The sequence below is a fragment of the Thermomicrobium sp. 4228-Ro genome (assembly GCF_026241205.1).
GTDB lineage: Bacteria > Chloroflexota > Chloroflexia > Thermomicrobiales > Thermomicrobiaceae > Thermomicrobium.
In genome coordinates this window covers 1,855,517-1,874,864 of record NZ_JAPFQM010000001.1, presented here as the reverse complement: position 1 = coordinate 1,874,864, position 19,348 = coordinate 1,855,517, and the positions used below count along the sequence as shown (strand labels likewise).

Annotated in this window: 15 protein-coding genes; 11 read left to right on the top strand and 4 right to left on the bottom strand. The window is 62.3% G+C overall.

Features of this window, described 5'->3' with window-relative positions; all coding sequences use genetic code 11:
* Positions 1 to 120: 120 nt before the first annotated feature.
* From OO015_RS08820 to OO015_RS08805, 4 genes are all read left to right on the top strand, one after another.
* A complete protein-coding gene (locus tag OO015_RS08820) occupies positions 121 to 1,728 on the top strand; it encodes a DEAD/DEAH box helicase (RefSeq protein WP_265940862.1) in 1,608 nt (535 codons plus the stop codon).
* A gap of 228 nt (positions 1,729 to 1,956) precedes the next feature.
* A complete protein-coding gene (locus tag OO015_RS08815) occupies positions 1,957 to 2,703 on the top strand; it encodes a YebC/PmpR family DNA-binding transcriptional regulator (protein ID WP_265940861.1) in 747 nt (248 codons plus the stop codon).
* Positions 2,704 to 2,795: 92 nt separating this feature from the next.
* Positions 2,796 to 3,269, top strand: a complete 474-nt coding sequence (locus OO015_RS08810) for a DUF421 domain-containing protein (protein ID WP_265940860.1) — start codon at positions 2,796 to 2,798, stop codon at positions 3,267 to 3,269.
* Between the two features lie 46 nt (positions 3,270 to 3,315).
* Positions 3,316 to 4,443: an aminotransferase class V-fold PLP-dependent enzyme gene (locus OO015_RS08805; RefSeq protein WP_265940859.1), complete on the top strand. Its 1,128-nt coding sequence runs from the start codon at positions 3,316 to 3,318 to the stop codon at positions 4,441 to 4,443.
* 138 nt (positions 4,444 to 4,581) lie between these two features.
* On the opposite strand, the gene OO015_RS08800 is transcribed toward OO015_RS08805, so the two are convergent.
* The 4 genes from OO015_RS08800 to OO015_RS08785 all read right to left on the bottom strand — a co-directional run bounded on the left by OO015_RS08800 (position 4,582) and on the right by OO015_RS08785 (position 9,074).
* Entirely contained in the window at positions 4,582 to 5,676 is a 1,095-nt protein-coding gene (locus OO015_RS08800) for an ABC transporter ATP-binding protein (RefSeq protein ID WP_265940858.1), read from the bottom strand.
* A gap of 79 nt (positions 5,677 to 5,755) precedes the next feature.
* The gene (locus OO015_RS08795; RefSeq protein ID WP_265940857.1) at positions 5,756 to 6,607 is read right to left on the bottom strand and encodes a carbohydrate ABC transporter permease; all 852 of its coding nucleotides are present in this window, start codon (positions 6,605 to 6,607) and stop codon (positions 5,756 to 5,758) included.
* Positions 6,604 to 7,548: a carbohydrate ABC transporter permease gene (locus OO015_RS08790; protein ID WP_265940856.1), complete on the bottom strand. Its 945-nt coding sequence runs from the start codon at positions 7,546 to 7,548 to the stop codon at positions 6,604 to 6,606. Before OO015_RS08790 ends, OO015_RS08795 begins: the two co-directional genes overlap by 4 nt.
* 77 nt (positions 7,549 to 7,625) lie before the next feature.
* Entirely contained in the window at positions 7,626 to 9,074 is a 1,449-nt protein-coding gene (locus tag OO015_RS08785; protein ID WP_265940855.1) for an ABC transporter substrate-binding protein, read from the bottom strand.
* Between the two features lie 250 nt (positions 9,075 to 9,324).
* On the opposite strand from OO015_RS08785, the gene OO015_RS08780 reads away from it, so the two are divergent.
* From OO015_RS08780 to pgl, 7 genes are all read left to right on the top strand, one after another.
* Positions 9,325 to 11,289 carry an AMP-binding protein gene (locus tag OO015_RS08780; RefSeq protein ID WP_265940854.1) on the top strand — a complete coding sequence of 655 codons (1,965 nt, stop codon included), beginning with the start codon at positions 9,325 to 9,327 and terminating at the stop codon, positions 11,287 to 11,289.
* Entirely contained in the window at positions 11,286 to 11,810 is a 525-nt protein-coding gene (locus tag OO015_RS08775; protein ID WP_265940853.1) for a nitroreductase family deazaflavin-dependent oxidoreductase, read from the top strand. The genes OO015_RS08780 and OO015_RS08775 overlap by 4 nt, the downstream gene beginning before the upstream one ends.
* Before the next feature lie 110 nt (positions 11,811 to 11,920).
* The gene (locus tag OO015_RS08770; protein ID WP_265940852.1) at positions 11,921 to 14,749 is read left to right on the top strand and encodes a bifunctional transaldolase/phosoglucose isomerase; all 2,829 of its coding nucleotides are present in this window, start codon (positions 11,921 to 11,923) and stop codon (positions 14,747 to 14,749) included.
* Between the two features lie 24 nt (positions 14,750 to 14,773).
* Complete coding sequence (gene gnd / locus OO015_RS08765; protein ID WP_265940851.1) at positions 14,774 to 15,697, top strand: phosphogluconate dehydrogenase (NAD(+)-dependent, decarboxylating); 924 nt, start codon at positions 14,774 to 14,776, stop codon at positions 15,695 to 15,697.
* Complete coding sequence (zwf, locus tag OO015_RS08760) at positions 15,694 to 17,238, top strand: glucose-6-phosphate dehydrogenase (protein WP_265940850.1); 1,545 nt, start codon at positions 15,694 to 15,696, stop codon at positions 17,236 to 17,238. The genes gnd and zwf overlap by 4 nt, the downstream gene beginning before the upstream one ends.
* Before the next feature lie 24 nt (positions 17,239 to 17,262).
* Positions 17,263 to 18,429, top strand: coding sequence for a glucose-6-phosphate dehydrogenase assembly protein OpcA (locus tag OO015_RS08755; RefSeq protein WP_265940849.1), 1,167 nt, complete (start codon positions 17,263 to 17,265; stop codon positions 18,427 to 18,429).
* 4 nt (positions 18,430 to 18,433) lie between these two features.
* Positions 18,434 to 19,192 (top strand): 6-phosphogluconolactonase, encoded by a 759-nt coding sequence (gene pgl / locus OO015_RS08750; RefSeq protein WP_265940848.1) that lies wholly within the window; start codon positions 18,434 to 18,436, stop codon positions 19,190 to 19,192.
* The last annotated feature ends 156 nt before the right edge of the window (positions 19,193 to 19,348 follow it).

The following is a 19,348-nucleotide window of genomic DNA, read 5'->3' as shown; positions in this document are numbered from 1 at the left end:
AAACGCTGCGATCCGTCGGCAGTTGACCGTCATCTCTGTGGTAAACTGAAGTGGTTGTGCACCCCACGTGAGGTCGCACGACTGACAAATGCAACCAGATCTGAGGAGTATTCTGTGAACATGACCATGACTCGACCTGCTCAGCCGAGTGCGTTCGCGGCGCTCGGATTGAGTCAACCTTTGCTCGAGGCCCTTCGCGACGTCGGCTTTGAACAGCCGATGCCGGTACAGGGCGAAACGATTCCCGTTCTCCTAGCAGGCCACGACGCGATCGTCCAAGCGCATACCGGCACGGGCAAGACAGCCGCATTCGCTCTCCCGATTCTGCAGTGTCTCGAGCCCGATCGTCAGGGACCGCAAGCGCTCGTTCTCGCACCGACTCGCGAACTGGCCGTCCAGGTCGCCGAGACGATCCACCGGCTCGGCCGTTACCTCGATGCCCGGGTCCTGGCCCTGTACGGTGGGCAACCGATCGAACGACAGTTGCGTGCCCTACGCCATCCGGTCGACATCGTCGTCGGCACTCCGGGACGCATCATGGATCATCTTCGCCGCGAGACCCTCCGCTTGGATTCGGTCCGGATGGTGGTGCTGGACGAGGCCGACGAGATGCTCGACATGGGCTTCCTCGAGGACGTCGAGTGGATCCTCGAGCGAGCTCCAGCCGATCGACAAACAGCGCTCTTTTCGGCCACGATCCCGCAACGTATCCGGCAACTCGCGCGTCGATACCTTCGTAATCCGGTCACGATCGCGATCCATCCGGAACGCGTCACGGTGCCGCAGATCGAACAATTCGTCTACGAAGTTGCCAGTTCGGCAAAGGTTGAGGCACTGGCTCGCATTCTCGATTATGAAGCTCCCGCCTCGGCCATCGTCTTCGTCCGCACGAAGAGCGGCGCCGACGAGCTCGCTCATCGATTGCAGGCGCTCGGGTATGCCGCCGAGGCGATTCACGGCGACCTCAGTCAGGCGATGCGTGATAGAGCGATGCAGCGCTTCCGTGGCGGCCAGGTCGATCTTCTCGTCGCAACGGACGTCGCGGCACGCGGTCTCGATATCCCGCAGGTCAGCCACGTCATCAATTTCGATATCCCGGGCGATCCTGAGTCGTATGTTCACCGGATCGGCCGTACAGGACGTGCTGGTAGCACTGGTATCGCGATCACACTCGTCGAACCGCGTGAACGCTGGCTTCTGCGCACTATCGAGCGTGCGGTCGGCAAGCGTCTCACCGCGAGACGCATTCCAACCCGCGAGGAGATCGTTCGGCGACAGCGCGAACTCCTCGGAACGTCGCTCCTCGAACTGATCGAACGAGGTGATCTCGAGACGGGGCGCCATATCGTCAACCAGCTACTGTCCTATCATGACGCGATGGATGTCGCCGCGGCAGCGGTAACCCTCGCTCTGCGCGAACGTGGTATCGAGCCTGGACGACTGCAGATGCTGGAGTCGGTCGAAGAGGACAGACCGGAAACCGGTATGGTGCGTCTCCGCCTCGAACTCGGTCGGCGTGACGGGTTGCGCCCCAGTGACATCGTCGGAATGATCGCCAGCACGACCGGTCTCTCTGCTCGGGCTATCGGACAAATCGAGATTGCCGATCGCTTCACCCTGGTCGAGGTTCCGGTCCAGGCCGCCGACCGGGTAGTGGCGGCGCTCGCTCGGGCGGGCTGGCGCGGCCGCCCCATCCCTGTCCACGCGCCTGTACGGGAGGCTCGCTGACCGGACTTGCCGGTTTCGGCGTCTTTCTGGCAGACTTTTCCTGACAAGGTCGAGGCCCCATGTGCCGTCGAGGCGGAATCAACCGGCCACTCGACCGGCAAGCACGCGGACGGTGCGGTACTCCGGAGCCTTCTCATGCCGAGACAAGGTACCGGTTCTTCTGTCGATATGCGGAGTACTGCATCGTGCTGCGCGAGGGGGTAGCGACGTGAGGGGAGCGTGAGAACGATGGCAGGGCATTCCAAGTGGGCCCAGATCAAGCGGCAGAAGCAGGCCGCCGACTTCAGGAAAGGGCAGATCTTCAGCAAGCTCGCCCGAGAGATCCATGTCGCCGTGCGCGAGGGTGGACTGAATCCGGAGACGAACGTGCGCCTCCGCATGGCGATCGAACGCGCCAAGCGCGAGGGAATGCCGAAGGACACGATCGAGAACGCGATCGCCAAGGCTAGCGGAGCAGCGGGCGGTGCGACCGAATACGAAACGGTCGTCTACGAAGGGTATGGCCCAGGTGGTATCGCCATCATGGCTATCGCCCTAACGGACAATCGCAACCGGACTGCGTCGGTCGTTCGGCACACCTTCTCGAAGTACGGTGGCTCGCTCGGTGAGACCGGTTCCGTCGCCTGGCAGTTCGAGACGCTCGGCCAGATCGTCGTCGCCACCAATGGACACGATCCAGAGGAAATCGCTCTGATGGCGATCGACGCTGGTGCACGCGACTTCGAGGTCGAGGACGATGCGGTCGTCATCACGACCGATCCCGACCAGCTGAGCGACATCGTCGAAAAGCTCCAGGAAGCCGGCTATCAAATCCGGCAGGCCGACATCCAACGCATACCGACCACCACAGTCGAACTCGACGGCAGCCAGGCACAGAGTGCGCTCAAGCTGCTCGAGGCGCTCGAGGATCTCGACGATGTCCAAGAGGTTTACACCAACGCGAGCTTTCCGGCCGAGGTACGTGGCGCGGCCTGAAGCGGCAGATGGCTTTTCCCGAAGCGTCCAGGCGACCTTCCAGCCTGGACGCTTTTTTGTCGATCGAGACACAGCATGATCGGGAGGGTCGTATGTGGCACCTCGCAGTTCCCCTCTGGGAGCTCATCGCCCGCAGTCTCCTGATCTACGGTGCATTTCTCGTCGCGCTTCGGCTGTTCGGAAAGCGACAACTCGGCCAGTTCACCGTCTACGATCTCGCCATGCTCCTGCTTGCCGCCAACGCACTCCAGCCAGCGATGACTGGTCCCGACAACTCGCTCACCGGAGGACTCGTCATCACCGGTACGCTCTTTACCGTAAACTGGATCGTCGCCCAGCTCGCTTCCCGCCATCCCCGTTTCCGGCGGCTCCTCGAACCGCCGCCGACGATCCTGGCACGGGACGGGCAATGGGACGTGCGAGCTTTGGCTCGCGAGGGGATCGATCTCGATGAGGCACTCGCGGCAGTGCACCGAGCTGGCCTCACCGATGTCTCGGAAGCAGCACTCGTCATGCTCGAACCGGACGGTTCGATTACCGTTGTGCCGAAGCGACGGCGCCGGTAAGGTGGGTCACAGCAGCTCGCGTACGAGAAACGAAAAGGAGACGATGATGTGGTACGAGCGACTGGGAGTTCGACGAGTGATCAACGCGGACGCTCGCTTGACACGCCTCGGTGGCTCCATCATGCCGCCAGAAGTGCTGCAGGCGATGCACGAGGCAGCCGGATGGTATGTCGATCTCGTCGAACTCCAACGAGCGGTAGGCCGAAGACTCGCCGAACTGACGAACAACGAAGCAGCCTACGTGACCGCCGGCGCTGCCGCTGGTCTGACGCTCGTCACCCTCGCGTGTCTCACTGGTCCCGACCCCCGAGCGATCACTAGGCTTCAACAGCAGTTTCCTGATCTGACCGGCTTCAAAACAGACGTCGTGATACACGTCGCTCACCGCATTCCCTACGATCCGGCTGTCCGGCTCGCTGGCGTCCGACTCGTTCAAGTCGGAAACGTTCTCAGGACGGAGCCGTCTGAACTCGAGGCTGCCCTGAGCGAGCGCACGGCAGCGATCCTCTACGTCGCGGGGGCCCATCTGTCGCGCGGTGCTCTACCGCTCGAGCAGGTCGTCGAAATCGCCCACGCGCACGGCGTACCGGTGATCGTCGATGCTGCAGCACAGCTTCCACCGCCCGAGAATCTCTGGCGCTTCACACGCGACATGGGCGCCGATGTGGCGATTTTCAGCGGCGGCAAGGATCTCGCCGGACCACAATCGACCGGTTTGATCGTGGGGCGAGCCGAGCTGATCGAGGCGATTGCCCTGCACGGGCCGCCAAATCAGCGACTCGGGAGACCCTTCAAAGTCAGCCGCGAGGAGCTGATCGGCCTGCTGGCCGCGGTGGATCGCTACCTGCGATTGGATCATGCCGCCCGCACGCGAGCCTGCGAGGAAACGATCGCGAGGTGGATCGCTCGGTTCGCGCAGTTGCCGGGTGTGCGCGCCTATCGTGCTTTCCCCAACGAAGCGGGGCAGCCCCTGCCCCGCCTCGTCCTGGAACTCGATCCACTGCACTGCGGTATGACGGCACGCGAGCTGAGAGATCGTCTTTGGGAGGGCGATCCTCGTATCGCTGTCGCCTTGCATGACGAACGACACCTCTCCCTGACAGCAGAGACACTCGAACACGGCGAGGCCGAGTTGGTCGCCGCTCGCATCGAGGCAGAACTGGGCCGAGCGTGAGCGAGCACGTCTCCGGGACCGCGGCAAAGGTTCCTCATCACGAGCCGTTCTCATCTAACGGAGCATTGACGTCCCCGCGAAAAGAGTGACCCCACCGAGCGGCGCTCGGTGGGGTCATTCCTCAGTCGGCAGCTATCGTCAGAAGAGTGCCAGTTCAGTCTGCGGATCGAACGCGTGTAGGTGCTCGGTTCGCACGCGCACGGAAGCGAGCTCACCAACCGAGAAGTGCACGTGCGGCTCTGCCTTGGCGACGAGCGCTCCGTTCGGTCCACGCAAATGCACAAGTGTCTCCGAGCCGAGCGGCTCGACGATTTCCACCGGCAGACGCAACTGACGATCTTCCGCCACCGTGCCAGGTTGGACGATGAGATCCTCCGGGCGGATGCCGACCAGTACCTCACGCCCGCTGTACTCCGCGAGACGGCTGCGCTGCTCAGCTGGAGCTTCCAGCGTGATGTCGCCCGCCACGAGCCGCACGGTTCCCTCACCGGTAACGACCTGAGCCGGGAAGATATTCATCGCCGGGCTCCCGATGAAGGTCGCCACGAACAAGTTGGCCGGATGATCGTAGAGGTTTTCTGGGGTATCGAGCTGCTGCAGGACACCCTGGTTCATCACCGCGATCCGGTGCCCCATCGTCATGGCCTCGACCTGATCGTGCGTCACGTAGATTGTCGTAACGCCGAGCCGACGCTGCAGCTTGATGAGCTCACCACGCGTCTGGACACGCAGCTTGGCGTCCAGGTTCGAGAGCGGCTCGTCCATCAAGAACACCTGAGGCTCACGCACGATCGCCCGGCCGAGCGCGACACGCTGCCGCTGGCCGCCGGAGAGCTGGCGTGGCTTCCGGTTCAAAAGGTCTTGAATGCCGAGCATCTCGGCGACTTCCTTGACCCGCCGATCGATCTCCTGCTTCGGCACCTTACGGAGCTTGAGACCGAAGGCCATGTTCTCGTACACCGTCATGTGCGGGTACAAGGCGTAGTTCTGGAAGACCATCGCGATATCGCGGTCCTTCGGTGGGATATGGGTAACGACGCGATCGCCGATGATGATGTCCCCACTCGTGACTTCCTCGAGCCCAGCGAGACAGCGCAGGGCTGTCGTCTTTCCACACCCGGACGGTCCGACGAGAACGAGGAACTCACCGTCCCTGACCTCCAGATTGAGGTCATTGACAGCGATGACGCCATCGAATCGCTTGGTCACATGATCGTAGATCACCTGCGCCATACGCACCCTCCGTCGTGCGTGATTCCCGACCGTTCTCGACCGGAGACCGCCCATGCACAGTATACACGGTCAACCGAGGTCATCCCTTCACGGCGCCAGCCGTGAGTCCTGACACGTACTGATCCACGAAGAACATGTAGGCGACGGCCACCGGCACCGACCCGAGCATGGCCGCTGCCATCAACGGTCCCCACTGGAAGACGTCAGCCCGGATGAGGTCACTGACCGTACCGACGGGGATCGTCTTCATCTCACCAGAACCCATGAAGACGAGGGCATACAAGAACTCGTTCCAAGACAGCGTGAACGAGAAAATTCCAGCTGACAGCACACCGGGCAGGGCGAGAGGCAGGATGATCCGCCACATCGCCTGAAAACGGCTCGCCCCGTCGATCATCGCGCATTCTTCGAGCTCGCGTGGAATCGTTCGGAAATAGCCCATGAGGAGCCACGATGCGAAAGGAATGAGAAAGGTCGGATAGGTGAGAATCAGCGCCCAGTAGGTGTTGTAGAGACCGAAGCGCGCAACGACTTGACTGAGCGGTATGAAGAGCAGCGTTGGCGGAATGAGGTAGGCGAGGAAGATGAGCGTGCCAGCAACGTTCCCACCACGGAACCGGAAACGCCCCAACGCGTACCCCATCAGAATACTACTCGTCAGCGAGAGAAATGTGGCCCCAAAGGTCACAATGGCCGTATTCAGTGCCCAGCGAGGAAAATCGGTGTTCGAGAGGAGATAGCGATAGTGCTCGAGCGTGAACTGCGTCAGGTACAAGGGATTGACTTTCATGTTGAGAAGTAAGCTATTGGGCTTCACCGAAATGATGAACATCCAATAGAAGGGAAACAACAGAAATATCGTGAACAAGGCGAGTGGGAAGTAGAGGAAGAGGAGCCGATTACGCAAGCGATTGCTGCCGACCACCGTCATGCCTCCTGGGAACGCACGTAGCGCAACAGGATCGCTGAGAGGACAGCCAACACTGGGAACATGTAGAGCGAAATCGCGGCACCGATTCCGAGCTTTCCAGCCCCACCGATTCCGATCTGCCAAGCGTAGGTACCGAAGATATGGGTGGAGTTGGCTGGTCCACCCTTGGTCAACACGTAAACGAGCTGGAAGTCAGCGAAGGTCCAGATGATCGAAAACAGCGTCGTGATGACGAGGATTCCCTTGATCACCGGCAACGTGACGGCGAAGAACCGCTGCACGCTATTGGCCCCCTCGATCGCCGCTGCCTCGTGGAGCTCCTGCGGCACGGCTTGCAGGCCAGCGAGAATGGCGACGGCGAAGAACGGCGTACCGCGCCAAATGTTGGCAAGACAGAGCGAGATGATCGCGTTCGTTCGGGTGCCGAGAAACGCGATGTTCGACTCGATCAGTCCCCAGTTCTTCAGGATCCACGAAAACGGGCTCAAAACAGCGTCGTATAACATCAACCAGGCGAGGCTCGAGAGCGCCGTCGGCACGATCCAAGGCAACAGGAGCGCCGCGCGCAGGACGTTGCGCAGGGGGAAGACCTGGTTCAGGAGCAGCGCCAGCAGGAGACCGAGCAGCAGCTTGAACGGTACGGTCACGAAGCCGTAGATGAACGTATTCATGACCGTCAGGTGAAAAGTCCGATCCCGCAGAAGCTCCGCATAGTTCCGTAGACCGACGAACTCGCCACCAGGAAGCCCGACCGTCCGGTCAGTCAACGAAATCCAGAGCCCGAGAAAGAACGGGTAGCTCATGAAGAGAAGCAAGATGAGCCATCCCGGTGACATGAAGAGATAGGCGAGCACCGGCTCGCTGTCGAGCCACTGCCGGACGCGCTCACGGAGACTGAGCGGAACAACCTGGGTGACCGTACCGGCCGGAGCAGTCGTCATCGTCGCACCTCGCCACGCACACTGCCGGTCATCGCAAAGAGGGGTAGGGGCGCGACACCCCTACCCCAGATACCAGTTCACGCTCCGTAGATCTTCTGCAGCTCACTAGCACCCCACTGGATCGCTTCCTCCGCATTCCCCGACTGGATCGCGCGCGCGAAGGTATCGACCACGATATACCGAGCGAACGCCTCAGCCGCCTTTTCGTTGCCGAGCCCAGCGTACCCCTTGTTCCGACCGTACTTGGCAGCCTCGACGTACGGCACCAGTTTGGGATCAGCCTTGTAGTACGGATCATCGAGGTAGTACTGAGTCGGCGCAACCTGATATCCCTGCTGGATTTCCAACCACTTCCGGAATTGCTCGGGGGCAGTCCACCATTCGAGAAATGCCTTCGCCCCTGCGATATTCTTGGAGTACTTCACGATACCCACTGACCAGCTACCGAGGTTATTGAAACGACCTGCCGGTCCCTTCGGGAAGATGTGATGGACAATATCCTGCGCAATATCCGGTGCCTGCTTCTTCGCAGCGATGTAGATGCTGCTTCCGTTGAACGTCCAGCCGATCTGTCCCGCCAGGAAGGCCCGGTTGTTGGTCGCGTCATCCCAGGAAAGGCCGGTCTCGTCGAACGCCTGCTTCCAGTAACTCAAGAACAGCTTCATCCCCTCGACGAACTGTGGCTTGTTGAAGGCGACAGTCTTGCCGTCCTGCTCCACTTCCATTGCCCCGTACGCCCACATGAAGGCATAGCAGAACGAAGGCGGATCGCCCGTCGAGTGACCGAAGGCCTGTCCGAGCGGCATCCCGTTCTTCTTCATCTCGACACCGACCTTGAAGAGATCCTCCCAGGTGTCCGGTGGATTGTTGGGATCAGGCCACCCGGCCTTTTCAAGCGCGCTCTTCCGGAACACTTGGGCGCTGGTCGGTGCTCCGATCGGGATGCTCAACCACTGGTCTCCGACGAGGACGGTCTTCTTCACCCAGTCGAAGTAGTCACCCTCGCCCTTGATGCGCTTCTCCACGATCTCGTGTACATCCACCAGCGCATCCTTGTACAGCGAGGGCCACGTATCCCACATCCCGACGATGTCCGGACCAGCACCTGCCTGCACAGCCGCACTGATCTTCGGTTGCAAGTCCGGCCAGTTGATGAAGTCGATCGTCGCCTCGACACCGGTCTCTTTCCCGAACTCCTCGAGTTGCTTCTTCATCAAGTCTTGGGTCTCTGGAACGAAGAACGTTCCCATAAGGATGTTCAGTTTCGTTCCCTTGAGGACCACCGGCGTCGCTGTGGGTGTCGCCGCGGGTGCCGTCGTCGCCGCAGGAGCTGCCGTCGGCGACGGTTGTTGCGCCGGCGCAGTTGTCGGCGTGGGTTGCGGTGCTGGCGTCGGAGTAGCCTGACCGGCGCAGGCCGCAAGCAGCGCGCTCACGGCCGGCACTGCTAGGCCACCGACGAGGCCACGCACCAGAGCCCGCCGAGACAGCGTGCTCCGCATCCAGCGGTCATCCGGTTTCCGGCTCATCCTCTGACCTCCTCGCACGACTGACCATCCCGCAGCCTTCACGTCGTCGTTGACGTCCCCGAAAGTCCGAAATATCGGACACCTTACGGTATGACGTCCACCAATCGACGCTCTTCGGCTCCAGCCCCAGGCTACGCGAAGACTGCGTTGGCTGTCAAGTGGGCACACCGAGATTCCATCGCTAGCCAAGATGGTCCCTTCCCGTCTACGATGAATGCGAAACGGCACGATCGGACAAGGAGCAGGCGCGATGGAGACACTCGCCTGGGTACCGTCGGAAGCTGAGCTGGCCCGCAGTCGTCTTTATCGCTTCTACCGCTCGCTCGGCCTGGCTTCGCTGACCGAGTTGCGCGAGCGGAGTGCAGCAGACCCTGCCTGGTATTGGAACGTTGCTGTCCATGACTTAGGTATCCGGTGGCAACAGCCTCCGACAACAGTCCTCGATTTGTCCGACGGTTTACCGTGGGCACGCTTTTTCCCAGATGCACACTACAATTACGTCGCTGACATTCTGGAGCGCTGGGGAAGCAGTAATCGGCCAGCGCTCATCTGGGAGGGTGACGACGGAACAACTGCCGCATTCGCGTATACCGACCTCGCGCGGCTCGTTCCCCGACTCGCTGCTGGGCTCGCCGCTCTTGGTGTATCGCCTGGTGATCGCATCGGCATCTTCCTGCCGATGCTACCCGAAACGGCACTTGCCGTCCTCGCCGCGAGCTGGCTCGGGGCTCTCGTCGTGCCAATCTTCTCGGGCTTCGGTCCCGATCCCGTGGCGACGCGCCTCCAGGACGCCGAAGCGACGCTCGTCATGACTGCCGACGCGTTCCCCCGACGGGGCAGACTGATCGCCCTCAAGGCAATCGTCGACCAGGCTCTCGAGCGCTGCCCGAGTGTCCAGCACGTCGTAGTGGTTCGGCGTACCGGTACTGCAACGTCTTGGATCCCAGGCCGCGACGTCTGGTGGCACGACCTGCTCGAGCAGAACGACTCCCGAGCCGAACCGGCTGTTACTGGCGCGACGGCACCCTGCATGCTGATCTACACCTCCGGCACGACCGGACGCCCGAAGGGAACCGTCCATGTCCAGGCTGGTTTTCCGATCAAAGCTGCGCACGATCTCGCCTATTGCTTCGATGTCCAACCGGACGATCGCGTTCTCTGGCTCACCGATCTGGGCTGGATGATGGGCCCCTGGCTCATCCAGGGGACCTTGCTGCTCGGTGCCACGGTCGTGCTCTATGAGGGTACGCCCGACTGGCCGACGCCGGATCGGCTCTGGCAGCTCGTCTCCCGTCACCGGATCACGGTCCTCGGCCTCACGCCGAGCGTCGTCCGCGCTGCAATGGCACGCGGCGCTTCCCCAGACGACCGGCACGATCTCTCGTCGCTCCGAGCCTTCGGGTCGACCGGCGAACCGTGGAATCCCACACCCTGGTGGTGGCTTTTCGAGACCGTCGGCCAACGACGTGTCCCGATCATCAATTACACTGGAGGGACGGAAATCGCTGGCGGCATCCTCAGCTGCACGACGATCGAGCCGCAGGTACCGTGTGCCTTCACCGGACCGGTTCCGGGCATGGCTGCCGATGTCGTCGACGACGAAGGTCGCCCGGTGCGCGGACAAGTGGGCGAGCTCGTCCTCCGGCAGCCCTGGGTCGGTATGACCGCTGGTTTCTGGCGCGATCCTGAACGGTACCTTGCGACCTATTGGTCACGCTGGCCGAACATGTGGGTACACGGTGACTGGGCTCTGATCGATACCGATGGCTTCTGGTACATCCTCGGTCGCTCGGACGACACACTGAAGATCGCCGGCAAGCGCCTCGGCCCAGCTGAAGTGGAATCGATCGCCGTCTCCCATCCTGCTGTCCAGGAAGCCGCTGCCATCGGTATCCCCGACCCAGTCAAGGGGGAGGCCCTCGTCGTGTTCTGCCAGCTCCGGCAAGGCGTTGAACCCTCAGCCGAGCTCCTCGAGGAGATCCGTGACCGCATCACCGAGCGGCTCGGCAAGCCGTTACGTCCGGAACGGGTTCACGTCGTCCGCGAGCTACCGCGGACTCGGAATGCGAAGATCATGCGACGAGTCATCCGGGCTGTCTATCTCGGGCAGGATCCTGGCGATCTCTCCGCGCTGGAGAACCCGGCAGCGGTCGAGGAGATCGCGGCAATCGGACGCATGTACCGCGCTTCCACGGGAGAGGACAACGAACGATGACGGTGCAACCGCCGACACTCGTACGACACCGGCCACGTGGTCTTCAGCGGTTCCTGTTTCGCTTACCGGTCTACCTGTATCGAGGACCGCTCGCCAGTCTGCTCGCCTGGCGCTGTGTCATCCTGCTCACGACGATCGGCCGGAAGACGGGTCTGCCACGCCGGACGGCCGTCAGCGCGATGCGCCTCGATGACCGGTTCGTCGTCTTCGCCGGGTTCGCTGGCGTCCGAGCCGACTGGTATCGGAACATCGTCGCGCATCCCGAGGTGATCGTCCGCCACGGGCACCGGTGCTGGCGGGCCACGGCCCGGGTCGTCGCCGATCCTGCCGAGCGCCGTGCCCTGATGGAACGCATGGCGGTTTACTCGCGCCGCTGTGGCCCGCCAGTCCCAACCCGGCCACTCCTGCGGCTGCTCCGGATCTTCGACTACGACGCCGAAATCGCTTTCGCCTTGCGACACGCCGAAGCGTTGCCAGTAATCGAGCTTCGTCCCCATACCGAGCTTCCGACCTGTGGCTGAAGGACCGCGCGTCCTCCGTGCGCTAAGATTGAGAGCCGGTCTTCGTCACGACACGGATCGGCCGCTCGGTGCACCGAGCGACAACCACCCGATGACCGGAGGGTACCACGATGACGAACCCGCTCCGTCAACTCGCAAGCTACGGCCAACGTTTCTGGTTGGACTTCCTGAGTCGTCCGCTGATCACTTCGGGCGAGCTCGCCCGGTTGATCGAGGAAGATGGCCTCCGCGGCGTCACCTCGAATCCGACGATCTTCGACAAGGCGATCGCCGGAACCGACGAATACGACCAGGAGATCGCTGAACTGGCCGCACAGGGACTGTCCGACGAGCGAATCTTCGAGGAACTCGCTGTTCACGACGTCCAGAAGGCCTGTGACCTGCTGTGGCTCGTCTACGAAGCCTCACAAGGGCAGGATGGCTTCGTCTCGCTCGAGCTCCCACCGGCACTCGCCTACGACACCGAACGAACGATTGCCGAAGCACGGCGGCTCTTCGCGAGGATCGACCGTCCTAATGCGATGATCAAGGTTCCCGGAACACCACCGGGTATCCCAGCGATCGAGCAGCTGATTGCTGATGGTGTCAACGTGAATGTCACCTTGCTCTTCTCGCTCGAGAACTACGAGCAGGTGATGGAAGCCTACCTGCGCGGACTCGAGCGCCGGCTGGTCGAGGGTCTCGCCATCGATCGGATCGCCTCCGTCGCGAGCTTCTTCGTTTCACGCGTCGATACGGAGGTGGATCGTCGTCTCGACCAGCTGCTGGAGCAGGAGCGCGATCCGGAGCGGAGAGTGCTGGTCGAATCGCTCAAGGGGAAGGCCGCGATCGCCAATGCGAAGCTGGCGTATCAGCGGTTCAAGCGCGTGTTCCTCGAGGGTGCGCGATTCGCCCGTTTGCGTGAACACGGCGCGCAGATCCAGCGCATCCTCTGGGCCAGTACCAGCACGAAGAACCCGGCTTACTCCGACGTCATGTATGTCGAGCATCTTATCGGCCCCTACACCGTGCAGACGATGGCTCCAGTCACAGTCGAAGCCTATCGTGACCATGGGCACCCGCGGCCGAATACCGTCGAGGAGGGAGTCGAGGACGCTGCCACAGTCCTTCAGCGGCTGGAAGAACTCGGTATCTCGTACACGGAGGTTACCGCCAAGCTGCAAGAGGATGGCGTGCGGCTCTTCGAGGAATCCTACGTGAGTGCACTCCAGCGTATCGCCGAGCGGCGACGCCACCTCATCGCCGCGAGCGAGCGCCGCGGAAGCTACCTCGGCGCGTATAGCCAGGATATCGAGCGCACCGTCGAGGAACTCGTCGCGGCAAAGGCGGTCGAACGCGTCTGGCAACGAGACGCTTCGTTCTGGACGGACGATCCGGAACGCCAGCGTCGTATCGCCCAGCGACTGGGCTGGCTGGCGATCGTCGACTGGATCCGCGAGCGACTCGAGGAACTCATTGTCTTCCGCCACGAGGTTCGCGAACGTCGGTTCGCACATGCGCTCCTGCTGGGTATGGGCGGGAGCAGTCTCGCGCCGGAGGTCTTCCAGCGTGTACTCGGAAACGACGCGGGGCATCCGGAACTGATCGTCCTCGACACCACCCACCCCGACACGATCAAGCGCGTGCGTGAACGCGTCAACCTCACCCAGACACTGGTCATCGTCAGCTCGAAGTCCGGCACGACGATCGAAACGACCAGCCTCGCCGCCTATTGGTTCGGCGAACTCGAACGCGAACTCGGTGACAGGGCTGGGAACCACCTCGTCGTGATCACCGATCCGGGTACTCCTCTGGAAGCATGGGCACGCAGCCATCAGGCCTGGCGGATCTTCCTCAACCCACCCGACATCGGCGGCCGGTACAGTGCGCTGAGTTACTTCGGGCTGGTACCGGCCAGTGTCATCGGCCTCTCGATCGAAGCGCTCCTCGACCGTGTGAATCCGATGGTCGAACGGCTGCACCGTCCGAACGGAGAGAACCCCGGTCTCTGGCTGGGAGCTGCTCTGGCGACACTCGCGCAGCTGGGCCGCGATAAGGTCACCTTCTTACTCGAACCGGCGGTCGCCCCGTTCGGCGACTGGCTCGAGCAACTCTTGGCTGAGAGCACGGGGAAGCAAGGAACCGGCCTCGTGCCGATCGTGCACGAGCCGCATCTCCCACCGGAGCAGTACGGTCCTGACCGCGTCTTCGTCGGCATCGATCTCGCCTTGCAGCCATATCAACCGACCGAAGCGCTCCTCAAGGCCGCCGAGACGCTCGGGCACCCGATCCTGCGTACACAGCTCTGGAACCTCTGGGAACTCGGTGCCGAAATGCTCCGCTGGGAGTTCGCCACCGCGATCGCTGGACGCGTGCTCGGTATTGACCCGTTCGACGAGCCTGATGTCCGCGCGAGCAAGGAACGCACCGCGATGCTCCTCGAGCATTACCGGCACTCCGGAGAACTCGTCCGTCCGGCAGTCGCGTTTACCGAGGGCTCCCTCACTGTCGCGGGGACCGAAGCGACCGATCTCCGGAGCGCCCTCACTGAGCTCTTCTCCCGAATCTCCTCCTCCGGCTATCTCGGTATCCTGGCCTTCGTGGATCCGAACTCGGACATGCTCGATCGGCTGCACACGATCCGCCAACTACTCGCGGAACGACTCCGCGTCGCGACCACGCTCGGCATCGGACCGCGCTATCTGCACTCGATCGGCCAGCTCTACAAGGGTGGTCCCGATACCGGTGTCTTCCTGCAACTCGTTAGCGAACCGGAGTACGATCTGCCGATTCCCGGTGAGCCCTATTCGTTCCGCACCTTGTTCCTGGCACAAGCCGACGGCGACTTCGCGGCGCTCACCGAGCGGCGACGACCGGTCCTTCAGATCACGCTCCGTGGCGACCCAGTCGCTGCGTTGGAACGCCTGGAGCAGGAACTGGTCGTCACTGCTGCGCGCTGAAGGAGAAAAACGGGAGAGGTCGACATGGAACTCGCGATCGTTGGACTCGGCCGGATGGGCAGCAACATGGCTCGCCGCCTTTTGCAGGGCGGTCACCGGGTCATCGTCCATAACCGAAGTCCTGAGCCGATCCGGCAACTGGAAACTGAAGGCGCGATCGGTGCCTATACCCCCGAGGAAACCGTCCGAGCCCTCACACCGCCACGAGCTGTGTGGCTGATGGTACCAGCCGGCGATCCGACCGAGCAGATGATCGAACGCTTCGCCCCCTTGCTGGAGCCCGGCGATATCCTGGTCGACGGAGGGAACTCCTACTGGAAAGACTCGGTTCGGCGTGCGACTCATCTGGAAGAGCGAGGTATCCGATTCCTCGATGTCGGGACGAGCGGTGGTATCTGGGGACTCGAGTACGGCTATTGCCTGATGGTCGGCGGCGACAAATCCGCTTTCCACCACCTGGAGCCAGCCCTCGCGACGCTCGCGCCGGAGAACGGATACCGGTATCTCGGGCCGGCCGGTGCAGGCCACTTCGCGAAGATGGTGCACAACGGCATCGAGTACGGCTTGATGCAAGCCTATGCAGAGGGTTTCGAGATTCTCGAACGCTCACCCTACGAGTACGACCTCGCTGAACTCGCCGCGCTCTGGAACCGTGGCAGCGTCATCCGCTCCTGGCTCCTCGAGCTGGCCGAGCGAGCGTTCCGTCACGACCCGCATCTCACCGCGATACGCGGCTATGTCGAGGATTCCGGCGAGGGGCGGTGGACCGTTCTCACGGCGATCGAAGAGGACGTCCCGGCACCGGTGATCACCCTTTCCTTGCAGATGCGTTTCCGCTCGCGGCAGGAAGATTCCTTCGCTGCCAAGGTCGTCGCCGCTCTCCGCCGCGAGTTCGGTGGCCACAGCGTCAAGCCTGTCGAAACCAGAGGGAGTGGGACGAGTCCATGACTGCGACCACGTTGCACAATCCGCTCCGCGAGGGACTTCGTTTCGAGCGCTTACCCGATCCCTGCATCATGGTCATCTTCGGCGCATCGGGAGACCTCACACATCGGAAGTTGCTGCCAGCCCTCTATAACCTCGCCTACGACGGCTTGCTGCCACCTGGGTTGACCGTCGTTGGGTATGCCCGGCGGCCATATACGGATGACGAGTTCCGTCAGGAGATGCGCGCCGCGGTCGAGCGCTTTTCCCGGCGTCAGCGGATCGATCCCGACGTCTGGCAGACGTTCGCCCAAGGACTGTTCTACTTCAGTGCGGATTTCAACGATCGATCCGCCTATCCGAAGCTGGGCGAGGAACTCGAGCGGCTCGATCGAGAGCGAGGCACCTCCGGTAACCGCATCTTCTACCTCGCAACCCCACCTGATGCCTACGAGACGATCACCCAGCACCTCGGTGAGAGCGGCCTCGCCCAACCGAGCCAACCAGGAAGCTGGGTGCGCCTGATCGTCGAAAAGCCGTTCGGACACGATCTCGAGAGTGCGATCGCTCTCAACAACCATCTCCTCAAATATTTCCGGGAGGAGCAGATCTATCGCATCGATCACTACCTCGGGAAAGAGACGGTGCAGAACATCCTCGCCTTACGCTTCGCCAACGGGATTTTCGAACCGATCTGGAACCGCAACTACATCGACCATGTCCAGATCACCGTTGCCGAAACGATCGGCATCGAAGGACGAGGTGGCTATTACGACCGCGCCGGAGCGCTTCGAGACATGGTGCAGAACCATATGCTGCAGCTTTTGAGTGTTGTCGCTATGGAGCCACCGATCGCTTTCGAGGCCGATCCGGTACGCGACGAGAAGGTCAAGGCACTGCGGGCGATCCGTCCGATCCGACCGGAAGAAGTGAATGAGATCACTGTCCGCGGTCAGTACGGTCCGGGGTTCATCGGCGGTCGGCCGGTTCCCGGATATCGGGAAGAGCCGCGAGTCGCCCCGAACTCGATCACCGAAACGTACGTGGCGCTCAAACTCTTCATCGATAACTGGCGCTGGGCAGACGTCCCCTTCTATTTGCGCACCGGAAAGCGGCTTCCACGACGCGTCACCGAAATCGCGATCCAGTTCAAGCGCGTTCCGCACCCGCTCTTCAAGGGAATGATGACCTCCGGTGTCGAGCCGAACTGGCTGATCATCCGCATCCAGCCCGACGAGGGAGTCTCGCTCCATATCGCTGCCAAGGTACCCGGGCCTCGTATCCGGCTGCGCACCGTCACGATGGGGTTCCTCTATGGCACGTCATTCCTGGTGCAGTCGCCCGATGCGTACGAGCGCTTGCTGCTCGACTGCATGCTCGGTGACTCGACGCTCTTCACACGACGCGACGAAACCGAGGCTGCCTGGGTACCGATCACGCAAATTCTCCGCGGATGGGCCGAATTGCCGCCGCCCGAATTCCCGAACTACGATGCCGGAACGTGGGGACCACCCGAGGCCGAACTGTTCATCGCTCGTGACGGCCGTCGCTGGCGTCGTCCCTAGGAGTGCGACCCGGGGAGGTGCACGATGAACGCACCACCAGCTGTCCCAGTCGACATCGAGGCGATCGAGCGGGAACTCGCTCGGCTCTGGCAATCGCCCCCGTGGGCTGACCGACGGAACGAACTCGCCCTCAGCCGGACGAGTGTTCTGACGCTCTTCGTCTACGCACCGGATAGCCAGCGAGCGGCCTGGGCCCGAGAGGTGATCGGTCGCCTCTCGACCCACCATCCCTCCCGGGTCGTCCTCTTCCTCGCCAATCGCTCGACATCGCTCGAGGAACCGACCGTCAGTATCCAGTGCGATCTCGGAACCGCAGGCCGCTATGCCCCCTGTTACGAGCAGATCACGATCACCCTACCGGACGAAGGGATCGAACTCCTACCGAGCCTCATCATGCCGCTCGCCTTACCCGACCTTCCGGCTTTTCTCTGGTGGCTCGGCCCCCTACCGTGTCACGATCGTCGCTTCCCAGCCGTCGCCCGGACGGTCGATCGCCTGATCTTCGACTCGTTGGAAAGCCCTCACCCCATCGCCGATATTATCGCCACGCGTCGGCTTATCCAGCAGGTTGCTCGGAGCACTGCCGTCTCTGACCTGAACTGGGGACGCCTCGGTCCGTGGTTGGAAACGACAGCTCGGATGTTCGATATCACGCACTGCCGGTGGGCTCTGGAGTCCATCGTCCGCGTGGAGCTGCGCTACGGTCACGGCAGAAGTAATACTCCCGACAATCCGACGCAACCGCTCCTCTATCTCGGCTGGATGGCGAGCCGACTCGGCTGGCGACTCGCTGCGAGTGACCGACGCGATCCGACCTGGATCCTCGAATTCACCGCTCCTGGGCACCGCCAATTGCAGTGGGTCCTATTCCCCGAATCCTGCCCCGCTCTGTTTCACGGTCAGCTCCTCCACGTCGCTTTCACAGCCGAGCACGACCACGACGCAGCGAACTTGACGATCGACCTCACGGGTGGTAGCGATCGGCACGCAACTCTCCGTCTCCGCGTTCACGATCGGACCCATTGTCTTTTGGAACACGCCTTCCACCACCACCTCCTCGACCTCCAACGCTTGCTCGTCGAAGAACTGCAGGAGACCGGACCGGACTGGCTCTACGAGCAAGCACTCGACGAAGCGACAGCGCTCGCCGTGGAGCTTCGGAAATTGGAACGAGCGCAACGCGGACACTGAACCTATGGCATGCGAAATCCGCATTTTCGAGAACGAGCGTGCGGCAGCCGAGCACGCAGCCGAGTACATTACGACGATTCTCGCTGCGGCGATCGCGCAGAACGGACGCGCGTCGGTCGCCCTGGCAGGCGGTCGCACTCCACGGCTTCTGTACCGATTGCTGGCTGACCCTCCGTATCGTGATCGCGTTCCCTGGCAAGCGGTCGATTGGTTCTGGGGCGACGAACGGCTCGTACCACCCGATCATCCGGACAGCAACTATCGGCTCGCTGCCGAAACGCTCCTGAACCGGTTACCGATCGATCCGGACCGCATTCATCGTATTCCGACCGAACTCGGTGCAGAAGCTGCAGCTGTTGCCTACGAACGAACACTCCGAAGTCTTTTTGGCACGCACGAACGCGACATTCCCCAGTTGGATCTCGTCCTGCTGGGCATGGGTGCGGACGCGCATGTCGCCTCCCTCTTTCCCGGAACGAAAGCACTGCACGAGACCGAGCACCTCGTCGTTGCCAACGAGGTACCAGCGCTCGGCACCGTCCGCATTACCTTCACGCCACCGCTGATCCGCGCGGCACGACACGTGATCGTCCTGGTAACTGGCTCGGAAAAGGCAGCGGCCGTACGCGCCGCACTCGAAGAAACGGACGACCCGGATCGCGTTCCCGCCCATATTCTGCGCGGAGCGCATGGCACGGTCGTGTGGATCCTCGATCGGGCTGCAGCCCACGACCTCTCCCTGAGCACCGGGCCATGCCCGTAGACCGGCGGAGAGCGATACGCCTTCCGGCCTCTCGTCACGACAGGTACGATCCTCGTCCGCTGCACACGGTTCACGGTGGCACCAAACCGACCCGCCATCGGCTTTCGCTCCCCGGTCGAGGATCGGAGCTTTCCTGACGTTCCGATCGAACCAGTT